Annotated in this window: 13 protein-coding genes; 8 read left to right on the plus strand and 5 right to left on the minus strand. The window is 61.8% G+C overall.

Translation table 11 applies throughout. The features are described from left to right. The first annotated feature begins 8 nt into the window (after positions 1-8). Both HCZ30_RS11575 and der read left to right on the plus strand, forming a co-directional pair. Positions 9-1,319, plus strand: a complete 1,311-nt coding sequence (locus tag HCZ30_RS11575) for a PQQ-binding-like beta-propeller repeat protein (RefSeq protein ID WP_167638454.1) — start codon at positions 9-11, stop codon at positions 1,317-1,319. A gap of 48 nt (positions 1,320-1,367) precedes the next feature. Beyond that, the gene (der, locus tag HCZ30_RS11580) at positions 1,368-2,825 is read left to right on the plus strand and encodes a ribosome biogenesis GTPase Der (protein WP_167638455.1); all 1,458 of its coding nucleotides are present in this window, start codon (positions 1,368-1,370) and stop codon (positions 2,823-2,825) included. On the opposite strand, the gene HCZ30_RS11585 is transcribed toward der, so the two are convergent. Next, positions 2,818-3,519 carry a tryptophan-rich sensory protein gene (locus tag HCZ30_RS11585; RefSeq protein ID WP_167638456.1) on the minus strand — a complete coding sequence of 234 codons (702 nt, stop codon included), beginning with the start codon at positions 3,517-3,519 and terminating at the stop codon, positions 2,818-2,820. The two genes, der and HCZ30_RS11585, sit on opposite strands and share 8 nt — an antisense overlap. Positions 3,520-3,612: 93 nt before the next feature. Further along, a complete protein-coding gene (gene serS / locus HCZ30_RS11590; protein WP_167638457.1) occupies positions 3,613-4,905 on the minus strand; it encodes a serine--tRNA ligase in 1,293 nt (430 codons plus the stop codon). 311 nt (positions 4,906-5,216) lie between these two features. Between serS and HCZ30_RS16640 the strand changes: the two genes are divergently transcribed. The 6 genes from HCZ30_RS16640 to HCZ30_RS11615 are packed head-to-tail and all read left to right on the plus strand — an operon-like array spanning position 5,217 to position 9,103. Beyond that, positions 5,217-5,519, plus strand: a complete 303-nt coding sequence (locus tag HCZ30_RS16640; protein WP_281352630.1) for a DUF6525 family protein — start codon at positions 5,217-5,219, stop codon at positions 5,517-5,519. A gap of 44 nt (positions 5,520-5,563) precedes the next feature. Continuing rightward, complete coding sequence (locus tag HCZ30_RS11595; RefSeq protein ID WP_167638458.1) at positions 5,564-6,166, plus strand: DUF2796 domain-containing protein; 603 nt, start codon at positions 5,564-5,566, stop codon at positions 6,164-6,166. Positions 6,167-6,169: 3 nt separating this feature from the next. Then, the gene (locus HCZ30_RS11600; protein ID WP_167638459.1) at positions 6,170-6,865 is read left to right on the plus strand and encodes an ABC transporter ATP-binding protein; all 696 of its coding nucleotides are present in this window, start codon (positions 6,170-6,172) and stop codon (positions 6,863-6,865) included. Continuing rightward, entirely contained in the window at positions 6,862-8,112 is a 1,251-nt protein-coding gene (locus HCZ30_RS11605; protein WP_167638460.1) for an ABC transporter permease, read from the plus strand. Before HCZ30_RS11600 ends, HCZ30_RS11605 begins: the two co-directional genes overlap by 4 nt. Then, positions 8,109-8,618 (plus strand): DUF3299 domain-containing protein, encoded by a 510-nt coding sequence (locus HCZ30_RS11610; protein WP_167638461.1) that lies wholly within the window; start codon positions 8,109-8,111, stop codon positions 8,616-8,618. Before HCZ30_RS11605 ends, HCZ30_RS11610 begins: the two co-directional genes overlap by 4 nt. Further along, positions 8,609-9,103: a DUF3299 domain-containing protein gene (locus tag HCZ30_RS11615; protein ID WP_167638462.1), complete on the plus strand. Its 495-nt coding sequence runs from the start codon at positions 8,609-8,611 to the stop codon at positions 9,101-9,103. The genes HCZ30_RS11610 and HCZ30_RS11615 overlap by 10 nt, the downstream gene beginning before the upstream one ends. 67 nt (positions 9,104-9,170) lie before the next feature. On the opposite strand, the gene HCZ30_RS11620 is transcribed toward HCZ30_RS11615, so the two are convergent. The 3 genes from HCZ30_RS11620 to HCZ30_RS11630 are packed head-to-tail and all read right to left on the minus strand — an operon-like array spanning position 9,171 to position 11,973. Further along, positions 9,171-10,550 (minus strand): protein adenylyltransferase SelO, encoded by a 1,380-nt coding sequence (locus HCZ30_RS11620; RefSeq protein ID WP_167638463.1) that lies wholly within the window; start codon positions 10,548-10,550, stop codon positions 9,171-9,173. A 35-nt stretch (positions 10,551-10,585) separates the two neighbouring features. Then, a complete protein-coding gene (locus HCZ30_RS11625; protein WP_167638464.1) occupies positions 10,586-11,035 on the minus strand; it encodes a GNAT family N-acetyltransferase in 450 nt (149 codons plus the stop codon). Next, entirely contained in the window at positions 11,032-11,973 is a 942-nt protein-coding gene (locus HCZ30_RS11630) for a nucleoside hydrolase (protein ID WP_167638465.1), read from the minus strand. The genes HCZ30_RS11625 and HCZ30_RS11630 overlap by 4 nt, the downstream gene beginning before the upstream one ends. Positions 11,974-12,037 lie beyond the last annotated feature (64 nt).

A 12,037-nucleotide genomic window follows, 5' to 3' on the forward strand; every position in this document is an offset into this window, starting at 1 on the left:
GGCAGCCAATGTCGATCCGGACACTACTTAGCAGCTCGGTCCTGCTGGCTGCTCTGGCAGGTTGCGGCGGCACCGACATCATCCTTCCGGGTGAACGCGTCGATTTCCGCGACGGCACCTACGCTGCGCCTCAGGCCGAAACGAATATCGCGCTGGCAGCCTCCATTCCTGCCGCGACGAACAACGCCGACTGGGCGCAGAACGGCGGCAACGCCCAGCACAACGTCCAAAACGCAGCCTTTGGCGGCACGCCGCAGCTTCTGTTCTCGGCCGATATCGGTGCGGGCAACGAAAAGCGCGCCCGTCTGGCTGCTGACCCCATCGTTGCAGGCGGCGTGGTCTACACGATTGATTCCGACTCGCAGCTGGTCGCGACCTCCACCGCGGGTGCACGCCTTTGGCAGTCGAACCTGAAGCCCGTTGGTGAGCGCGTGGCCGGTCCCGCAGGCGGCATGGCCGTTGCTGGCGGCATCATCTACGCGACCTCCGGTTATGGCGAAGTCATTGCGCTCGACACATCGAACGGCGGTATCGTTTGGCGTCAGGATCTGAATTCCGCCGGTGCAGCCGCGCCGACCGTTGCTAGCGGCATGGTCTATGTCGCGAGCCGCGACAGCCGCGGCTGGGTGCTGGACGCTGCAAACGGCCGCGTGAAGTGGACCGTGGACGGCATCGTCTCCGAAACCCGCTACGGTTCAGGCGCAAGCGTTGCCATCGGTAACGACCTGTCGCTGTTCCCGTTCCCGTCGGGCCAGATCATCGCGACCTTCCGCAATGGCGGCACCAACCGCTGGAATTCGGCTGTCGCGGGTGAGCGCCTTGGTTACGCTGTAGGCGCTGTATTTACTGGGGTTTCCAGCTCTCCGGTCATCGACGGCGGGACTGTCTACGCGGGTAACCCTGTTGGCCGTCTTGCTGCGATGAACCTGGCAACCGGCGCAATCGAATGGACCGCCAACGACGGTGCCATCGGTCCGATCCAGCTGACGGGCAACTCGCTCTACTTCGTCAATGATGTGAACGAGCTGGTCCGCCTCGACAAGTCCTCCGGCAATGTCATCTGGCGCCAGTCGCTGCCCGATATGATCGAGCGTCGCTTTGGTCTGTCGAACGCGGCATACGCCCACTACGGCCCCATAATGGCGGGCGGTCAGCTCTATGTCGCATCGTCCGACGGCAATCTGCGCCAGTTCGATCCGGCCTCGGGTGCACTGGTCGGTCAGACCGAAGTGCGTGGTGGCGCAGCTTCCAATCCGGTAGTCGCCGGCGGTGTACTTTACGTCGTGTCCCAAGACGGCAAACTGTTGGCTTTCCGTTGACGCGATAATGGTGTATCGCCCCTTTTCTGACTAGAAAGGGCATTTGCCATGACATTCACGCTCGCTATCGTCGGTCGCCCGAACGTGGGCAAATCGACACTGTTCAACCGTCTGGTTGGCAAGAGACTCGCTTTGGTCGACGACCAGCCGGGTGTGACTCGCGATTTGCGTGAAGGCGAGGCGAAGCTCGGCAACATCAAGTTCACGGTCATCGATTCTGCCGGTCTTGAAGAAGCCACCGACGACAGCCTTCAGGGCCGTATGCGCCGCCTGACGGAGCGCGCGGTCGAGATGGCCGATGTGTGCCTGTTCCTCGTGGATGCCCGTGCGGGCATTACCCCGTCCGACGAAGTGTTTGCCGACATCTTGCGCAAGAAGAACGCGCATGTGATCCTTGCTGCGAACAAGTCCGAAGGACGTGCGGGTGAGGGCGGTTACATCGAAGCTTTCTCGCTCGGCCTTGGTGAGCCGATCCGCCTGTCCGCCGAACACGGCGAAGGTCTGGACGAACTTTATCACATCCTCCTGCCGCTCTCGGAACAGTTCGAAGAGCGCGCCGCTGCCGATGCGCCCGAAGTCGACGTCGATGTCGAGGACTGGGACGAGTTCGAAGAGGGCGAAGAGCCCGAAATCATGATGCCGACCGAGAGCAAGCCGCTCCAGATCGCCGTCATCGGTCGTCCGAACGCTGGTAAATCGACGCTTATCAACAAGATTATTGGCGAAGAACGTCTGCTCACCGGTCCCGAAGCAGGTATCACCCGCGACGCGATTTCGGTCCGCACGACGTGGGAAGACGTGCCGATGCGCATCTTCGATACCGCCGGTATGCGCCGCAAGGGCAAGGTGAACGAGAAGCTGGAAAAGCTCTCGGTCGCCGACGGTATCCGTGCGGTGAAGTTCGCCGAAGTCGTTGTCGTTCTGCTCGACGTGTCGATCCCGTTCGAGCAGCAGGATCTTCGCATCGCCGACCTCGCCGAGCGTGAAGGCCGCGCCGTGATCGTTGCGGTCAACAAGTGGGACGCCGAAGACAACAAACAGGAAAAGCTGAACGACCTTCGCGAGAAGTTTGGTCGCCTCCTGCCGCAGCTGCGCGGCGCACCGATGGTCACCGTATCGGCCAAGACCGGCAAGGGGCTCGACCGTCTGCACGCTGCGATCATGAAGGCGTATGTGACGTGGAACCGCCGCGTGTCGACCTCGGCGCTGAACCGCTGGCTGGTTGGTATGCTGGAGCAGCACCCGCCGCCCGCACCACAGGGCAAGCGCATCAAGATGCGCTACGTCACGCAGGTGAAAACCCGTCCTCCGCAGTTCGTCGTCATGACCTCGCACCCCGATAAGGTGCCTGAGAGCTACGAGCGTTACCTGATCAACGGTCTACGCGAAGACTTCGAAATGCCGGGTACCCCGATCCGCCTCTATCTGCGCGATCAGGGCGAAAAGAACCCGTATAAGAACAAGAAGAAAAAGCAGCCGTCCAAGCTGTCCAAGCACCTCAAGTAAAGGCGCGACGGGCCAGACGGCTGAGCAGCAGAACGATGCCAATACCGGCAAGCGCCGACATGATCCAATTGTCGGCGCCGTTCTGCACGATGATCCCCACCAGCGCCCAGATCACGGCAATCCCGTAGGCAGGGCCGCTGGGCGGCATCATCTGCACGAGGATCGCAGCAGACATCGCAATAGCGAGGAAAAGGATCGACGCGGCCTGATAGCTCAGGATGCCGTAGCCTGCGACCGCGATGGCCAGCGATACGAACGACGCTGCCGTCAGCCAGCCTGCATAGAGGCCCAGCGGCACCTTCAACCACCAGAAATCTTTGTCAGGCGAGCGGAGCAGGGCGAGCACTGTTACGCCTGCCATCACCAGAATGACGATTGTCGCCCAGATGACCGTCGCATTCGCAATCGCCAGCCAGAGCGTGCCGAGCGCGAGGCTCAGCGCCAGCGGGCCGCGCACGAGTTGCCATTGGTAGTCGTCACGCCGCTTCCAGAGACCGTAAACCGCCGACACGATCAGCCATGTGTAGATGACGCCCCAGATGCTGAACGCATACCCAGCGGGCTGGATGGGCGGCTGATCCATGAACACAGGGATCTGGCCTTCCTCGTAGCCGGTGAACGGCTCTGTCACGAGAGGCGCAAAAACAAACGTCAGCGAAAAGAAGGCGGTTAGCCAAGGAAGATAGCGTTTCATGCGAAGTCCTACGTCCGGCGGGGTACACTGGATCAACGCTGCACCCGAAGCGCTTGTTCCGCAAAATAAAAAGGGCGCCGAAGCGCCCTTTTCTTATTCCAGATCGCCGGCTGCGTTCAGCACCGTCTTGCCCCGCAGATACGGGTGAAGCGCCGTAGGCAGCGTGACCGAGCCGTCTTCGTTCTGGCCGTTTTCCAGAACCGCGATCAGCGTGCGGCCAACCGCAAGGCCCGAACCGTTCAGGGTGTGAACGAACTGCGGCTTGCCGCCTTCGGCCGGCTTGAAGCGTGCGTTCATGCGGCGCGCCTGATAGTCACCAGCGGTCGAGACCGACGAGATCTCGCGGTACTTGTCCTGACCCGGCAGCCAGACTTCGAGGTCGTGGGTCCGCTTCATGCCTGCACCCATATCGCCCGCGCAGAGCTTCATGGTGCGGTAGGGCAGTTCCAGCGCCTCTAGGATCGCTTCGGCCTGACGGGTCATGCGCGCGTGCTCGTTTTCCGACTCGTCGGGGTGGACGATCGATACCATCTCGACCTTTTCGAACTGGTGCTGACGCAGCATACCCGAGGTGTCGCGGCCCGCCGAACCCGCTTCCGAACGGAAACACTGGGTGTGGGCGGCGTAGCGCATCGGCAGGGCCGACTCTTCGATGGTGTCGCCGTTGACAAGGTTGGTCAGCGTGACTTCTGCAGTCGGGATGAGCCACCAGCCGTTGGTGGTCTGATAGCTGTCCTCGCCGAACTTCGGAAGCTGGCCGGTGCCGTACATCATGTCTTCCTTGACCATCACGGGGGTGATGGCTTCGGTCAGACCGTGGTTCTCTACGTGGAAGTCCAGCATGAACTGGGCCAGCGCACGGTGGATGCGGGCCACACCGCCGGTCAGCACGACGAAACGGCTGCCCGAAAGCTTGGCGCCGGCTTCGAAGTCCATGCCGGTCTTCACGCCGGCGAGGTCGTAGTGCTCCACCGGTTTGAAGTCGAACGAACGCGGGGTGCCCCAACGGCCGATTTCGACGTTGTCGTTTTCGTCGGCACCGTCCGGCACGTCATCGTACAGCATGTTCGGCAGCGTCAGGAGGAGCGTGTTAAGCTCCTCGTCCTTCTGCTTGGCTTGCTCCTGCATCTGCGCGATTTCGGCCTTCTTTTCAGCCACGAGAGCACGGAGGCGTTGGAACTCGTCCTCGTCGCCTTTGGCTTTGGCCGCACCGACTTCTTTCGACGCCTTGTTCTGCTCGGCCTGCGCGGTTTCGGCAGCGAGAATCAGGGCGCGACGTGCTTCGTCGATGGCAAGGATTTCTGACGAAACCGGCGATGCTCCACGACGCGAGAGGGCGGCGTCAAATGCTGCCGGATTTTCGCGGATAAAGCGGATGTCATGCATAGTTCCGTCTCCTTGGTTTGAATGACGCGGTGCTTATTGCACGGCCTCTGACACGAGGAAAGGCCCAAGGTGACTATGAAACTTTGAAGACGCCCCTTGCGGGATGATATGATATAACATAACAGTTAGCCGACCGAAGCAAACGGAGCCTCGTCACGCCTTTGTCCAACGCCGAATTGCGGCCGGCTCCGTCGGTCTGCTGATCTGAAATCCCTTCTTAGCTTACTACCGAATACCCGGCGCATCCGTTGCCGGGATCAAAGAGGTCATGCCGTGTCCCAACTACGCCAGTGCACAGGATCGTTCTCAAGATGAATGGAAACCTCGGCCGGAATGCCCTGCGCAAACGTAGACGGCGAAATGACCCTATGCGTGACTTCGACGCTCTTCCTCTCGCGCTGCGTCAGTGGATGGCTGGCGCTGCGATGCCATGGTCGCCTGCATCGTGCCGCCGGATCTGGCTGCGTGCGAGATCCAAAGGGGAGAGCGTCGAGGCCGTACTGGAACGGCTGGACAGGGCGGAGCGGCAGTGCCTCGGTCGGGAGCAAACGGGCCTCGTGGCCCAAAACCTGCCGACGCAGCCCGTAGCGGCTCGCAGCATATCAAAAAACTGACATACTGGGCGCGTATTGCGCGCCGAACACCGAAAGGAATTACGATGAAAACCATTGGTCTGGCGCTTCTCGCCACTGTCGCCGCCGCTCCGCTGTTTGCCGAGGATGGCCACCGGGAAATGGGTGCGCACGTTCACGGCGTCAGCAAGCTTGAGATGGCCGTCGAAGGCAGCACGGTCGAGATGAACCTCGAGTCTCCCGGCATGGACATCGTCGGCTTCGAATACGAGCCGAGCACCGACGCCGACCTTGCTGCGGTCGAAAATGCGATTGCCCAGCTGATGCGCGCCGACGAGCTGTTCGCGTTCAACGATGCTGCGGGCTGCGCGCCTGTCGAGGCGATGGCCGAACTGCACATCCATGACGGCGACGAGCATGATCATGGCGAAGACCACGCCGATCATGAAGAAGAACATCACGACGAGCATGGCGACGAAGAGCACGAACACGAGGAAGGCGCGCGCCACACCGAATTCGAAGCGCACTATGTGTTTGAATGCGAAGATACCTCTGCGTTGACCACGGTCGAGTTTCCGTTCTTCAATCACTTCGAAAACGCCCACGAGATCGAAGCGCAATATGTCACCGATGCAGGTGCCGGTTCTGCCGAGATTGACCATGACGTGGCCAAACTGACCCTGAAGTAAGCCATGACCAAAGCCGCTCTTGAACTCTCCGATGTCCGATTTTCCTGGCCGGGAAAGGGCGGCTTTGCACTGACTTGTCCGACGTTTGCCTTGGGGCAGGGCGAAAGCGTCCTGCTCCTCGGTGAAAGCGGATCGGGCAAGTCCACTCTGCTTTCGCTGATCTGCGGGATTGTCGCCGCCGATCAAGGCGAGGTGCAGGTCTCTGGCACCGACCTCGGCAAACTGCGGGTCGGTGCGAGGGACCGTTTTCGCGCCGAGAATATCGGCGTGATTTTCCAGCAGTTCAATCTGCTCCCCTATGGCCGCGTGGCTGATAATATCTTGTTGCCACTCAGGTTTTCGCCCGAACGCCGCAAGCGTGTTGGCGACAGCAGCGCCGAAGCGGCCCGCCTTTGCGCGGACCTCGGCCTGCCCGACGGCGTGATGAACACGCCTGCGGGGCGTCTGAGTGTCGGCCAGCAACAACGTGTTGCCGTCGCGCGCGCGCTGATCGGTCGCCCGCCGCTGATCGTCGCTGACGAGCCGACCTCTGCACTCGATGCGGCGACGCAGGACACGTTCCTTGAACTCCTGTTCCGCCAGACGCGCGAGGCGGGGTCGGCGGTCCTGATGGTCAGCCACGACGAAAGGCTTGGCGACAGGTTCGACCGCGTGATCCGGCTTGAGGACATCGTCAAAACCGAAAGGGCCGCCGCATGATTTTCCGTCTCGCTTTCGGATCGCTCATCGCCCGCGCCCTGACGGTCGGCATGACGATCCTCGCCATCGCTCTGTCTGTCGCGCTGTTCCTCGGGGTGGAGAAAGTCCGCACCGGTGCCCGCGACAGCTTTGCCGATACGATTTCGGGCACCGACCTGATCGTCGGCGCTCGGTCAGGCTCGGTGCAGCTGCTGCTCTATTCAGTGTTCCGCATTGGCAACGCCACGAACAATGTCACGTGGGAGAGCTACGAGGACATAGCGAACCGTGAGGAGGTCGACTGGATCGTGCCAATCTCGCTGGGCGACAGTCACAAGCAGTTCCGCGTCATGGGCACGACCAACGAATTCTTCGACCGCTATAAATTCCGCGGTGGCCGCTCGCTTGATTTTGCCGAGGGGCAGGGGATCGGCGACCTCTACGACACAGTCGTTGGCGCGGATGTGGCCGAGACGCTCGGCTACAAGGTCGGCGACCCGATTGTGGTCGCACATGGCCTTGCGTCCTTCACCGAACATGACGACCAGCCGTTCCGTATCGCAGGTATCCTCGCCAAGACCGGCACGCCCGTTGACCGCACTGTGATCGTCAGCCTCGAGGCGATTGAGGCGATCCACGTCGATTGGCAAACGGGAGCAAAATCCGCCGGACCTGCAACGCCGGTCGAGCAGATTCGACAGATGGACCTTCAGCCTCAAGCGATCACGGCCGCGTTGGTCGGGGTGAAATCCCGTCTGCAAATCTTCGGCCTGCAACGGTGGATCAACGAATATTCCGAAGAGCCTCTGCTCGCGGTCCTTCCGGGCGTCGCACTGCAAGAGCTCTGGCAGATCGTTGGAGTGGCCGAAAACGCGCTGATCGGTGTGTCCGCGATGGTGGTGCTGACCGCACTGATCGGGATGATGGCGATGATCTTTTCCAGCCTCAACGAGCGGCGGCGCGAAATGGCAATCTGGCGAGCGGTCGGCGCGAGCCCTGTCACGATCCTTGGTATGCTGGTACTCGAGGCAGTGCTGATGGCAGCCATCGGCGCGGCGCTCGGTGTTGTGATCCTTTACGCGGGGCTGATGGTGTTCCAGCCGTGGGCGGACGCCGCCTATGGTATCTGGCTGCCGATTGAGGCACCTTCGCTCTATGAACTTCAATTGCTCGGCGCGGTGATCATGGCGGCGGCACTCGCTAGCCTCGTGCCGGCGCTGCGCGCCTACCGCCTGTCGCTCGCAGATGGCATGATGGTGAGAATATGATCCGACTTTCCCGCAGACAGCTTCTGCTGACGTCGACCGCGGCGGCGGTTTTGCCGCGCATGGCGCAAGCCGCTGACTACCAAGAGATCACGTGGGACGACCTGATCCCGCCCGGCGTGCCATATTCCGAGATTATCGGAAACGGCGAGATGGACGTGATGAATGACACGTGGAACCCCGTTTTCGACGAGAACGGGGTGAAGCTGAACATGGCGCTCGACGGGATGGCGGTGAAACTGCCCGGTTACATCATCCCGATTGATGTAGGGACGGAGGGCGTCACGAGCTTTGTCTTTGTGCCCTACACGGGTGCCTGTATCCACGTCCCGCCGCCGCCGCCCAATCAGGTGGTGTTCGTGACGAGCGAGACGCCGTGGCCAAACGACCAGTTGTTCGATGCCGTGTGGGTCTACGGGATCATGTCCGCCAAGCTGCAAAGCAACGAGCTCGCGCAGATGGGCTACGAGATCGAAGCCGAGAAAATGGAAATTTACGAATGGACGTGATGCAGCCCACCCGCCGAGGCGTGCTCTTGACCTCGGTCGCTTTGCTGTCGTGCGGCCTTCCCGCGCTGGCCGACGAGGTCTTCGAGATTGAATGGAAAGACCTCATGCCCGAGGGCGAAGCATCCGGACCAAGCGGCGTTGTCGAACACGACGGCGCGGCGGCGATCAGTCAGCCTGCATCGACCGGCGTTCGCACGGACTGGAACGGTCAGACGGTCCGCCTGTCGGGCTTTGTGATCCCGATGGAGTATGACGGGACCGCAGTGAAAACCTTCATGCTCGTCCCATACGTCGGCGCCTGCATCCACGTCCCACCGCCGCCTGCGAACCAGCTGGTGCTGGTCACGACAGATCGCCCGTACGAGTCCGGTGGGCTATTCGAGCCGGTCACGGTGACTGGCATGTTCGGTGCGGCGTCCAATTCCACCCAGTTGGCGGAAGTGGGATATGCGCTCTCTGCTGACCGGATCGTGCCCTACGAGTGAGCGTGATGGGGGCGCTGCCCCCGCGGCGTTGCCGCTCCCCCGGGATGTTTTTCGCACAAAGGCGGGCCTAGGTACCGCAGAAGGTTTGGCGGACGCGCTCGGTTTCGGTTGGCGGGGACATGTAGGCGTCGTTCTTGGTGAACGGGTTTGTCGCGGCCGCTAGCAGGGCGTTGAAGGGGCCGTAGTCCTCATAGATCGCGCTCGCGATGGCGGCCTCGATGTGATGGAGGCGCGGAATGACCTGCGGGTTTGTTTTCGCGGCGAGGTCGAGGTCGGGATTTTCCGCGGTCCAATCCTTGAGCCATTGTGCATAATCGGGATGGTCGAAGGGTTGGCCGAGGGTGGCAAAGGTGTTGGTGAAATCGGCGCCAACTTCGGCCATCATCGTCAACAGGCGATTTGTCAGGTCGAAGGATGCGTCATTCGGCTTGAGGCCAAGCTTGGCTGCGAATACGCGGCGCCATTCGGTCTGATAGAGGTCAGCGAATTCATTGACGATGCCGGTGAATTCCGCGATCGCGGCGTCCTGATCGGGCGTCAGCGGGATCATTGCCGAGGCGAACTGCGCGATGTTCCAGACCGCGATTTGCGGCTGGTTCGAGTAGGCGTAGCGGCGCTGGTGGTCGATGGACGAGAACACCGTGTGCGGGTGGTAGGCGTCCATGAACGCGCAAGGGCCGTAGTCGATGGTCTCGCCACTGATCAGCATGTTGTCGGTGTTCATCACACCGTGAATGAAACCGAGGCCGATCCACTGGGCGACCAACTTGGCTTGGCGGGTCATCATGTCGCGCAGGACAGTGGCGGGGTTCGTTTCGCCGCCAAAGTGACGCTCTGCCGTGTGGTCGAACAGCGCTTTGAGGCCGTTGACGTCCTGATGGTAAGCGTAGAGCTGGAAGGTGCCGACGCGGATATGGCTTTGGGCGACGCGGGTCAAAACAGCGCCGGGAAGGGCGGCTTCGCGGACGACGGTTTCGCCTGTGGTCGTGGCAGCGAGGGCGCGTGTGGTCGGAACGCCAAGGGCGTGCATTGCCTCGGACATGATGTATTCGCGGATGACGGGGCCGATCCACGCCTTGCCGTCGCCTGCGCGCGAATAGGGCGTGCGGCCCGAGCCTTTGAGCTGGAGGTCGAAGCGTTTGCCAGCGGGCGTGATGACTTCGCCCAGCAGCACCGCGCGGCCATCGCCGAGGCCGGGGTTCCATTGACCGAACTGGTGGCCGCCGTACGCTTGGGCGATGGGCTCGGCGCCGTCGGGGATGGTGTTGCCGGCAAAGATCGCGGCGGCCTCGGGGGACTTCAACGCCTCGATATTGCCGCCGAGGTCACGCGCGAGGTCTTCGTTCAGCGCAAACAGTTTCGGCGCGGGAACCTTGGCCGGATCCTGACGGGTGAACATATGCGGCAGCAGGCGGGCGTAGGAGTTGTCGAAGTCGAAAATATGCATGGGACCTACATGGGGGCGCCGCTCGCAAAGCGCAATCAGAGGCGGTCGGTCAGGACCAGAATGTCGTCTTGTGCGCGGAAGCCGACCTTTTCGCAGAAACGGCGGAGGCCGTCCTGATCCTGCGGAAGGTGGACATGCAGAGCGCCAACGCCGCCTTTGCCGAGCGCGACGGCCACTGCGTGGAGCACTTCGGTTCCGATGCCGCGATTGCGGACGCTGGGGCGGATGTAGACCTCTTGCACCCAGCCTTCGGTCTCTGCCGTGGTGACGGACCAACTGAACGTCACGACCACATAGCCCAGCGGCGCGCGCTGCGGGCCGACCAGCCAGACGGCGCCATACGGGCCGCTTTCGAGCAGCGGAGCCACGGCGCGGTCATGGAGTTCGGGGTCGGACGTGTGGCCTGCTTCTTCCACGGCGCGGGCCATGAGCGACAGAAGCGGCGCTTTGTCTTCAGTCGTGGCGAGGCGGATCGACGTCGTCATAGGCGCGCGAGCCTTTCGGTCAGCAGGTCGAAGAACCCTTGGGTGTCGATATCCTTCATGAACATCGCATTGGCGGGGCGGTCTGTGACGCGCCACCAGTCGGCGACAGTCATGCCCAGCGTGAGGTCGGACGTGGTTTCGATCTCAACGTTGATGTGGCGACCCGAGAAAAGCTCGGGCTTGATCAGGTAGGCGATGGTGCACGGATCATGGAGCGGAGCGCCCTCGGAGCCGTATTTCTCTTTGTCGAAGCGCTCGAAGAAGTCGGTCCATTCGGCGACCATCGTGCCGACCTTGGTGCCCATGTTGCGGAAGGCATCGACGCGGGCCTTGTTGGTCAGCGCTTTGTGGGTCACGTCGAGCGGCATCATCGTGATCGGGACGCCAGATTTGAACACGATCGCAGCGGCTTCTGGGTCTACGTAGATATTGAATTCGGCGGCGGGCGTGATGTTGCCGACCTCGAAATATGCGCCGCCCATAAGGACGATTTCCTGCACTTTTTCGATGATGTCAGGTGCCTTCTCGAAGGCGGCGGCGACGTTGGTCAGCGGGCCGATGGGGCAGATCGTGACGGTGCCTGCGGGTTCTGCGCGCAGCGTATCGATAATGAAGTCGACGGCGTGTTGATCCTGAAGCGGCATGGTCGGGTCGGGCATCACCGGACCGTCGAGGCCGGTTTTGCCGTGGACGTGTTCTGCCGTCACCAGCTTGCGGGAAAGCGGGGCGTCGCAGCCTTCGAACACCTTGATATCAGGGCGTCCGGCCAGTTCGCAGACGATACGGGTATTCTTCTGCGTCAGAGGTAGCGGCACGTTGCCCGCGACCGCCGTCACGCCGAGAAGGTCAATCTCTTCGGGGCTGGCGATGGCAAGGAGGATGGCGACCGCGTCGTCCTGACCGGGATCGGTATCGATAATGATTTTACGGGGTGACATAGAGCCCTCTTCAAATTTGCGAGCACTGTGGCTGGCATGGAAAGGGCGCGCAAGGCCAATTCGG

Origin of the sequence: Marivivens donghaensis, from assembly GCF_011806565.1 — a bacterium.
GTDB lineage: Bacteria > Pseudomonadota > Alphaproteobacteria > Rhodobacterales > Rhodobacteraceae > Marivivens > Marivivens donghaensis_A.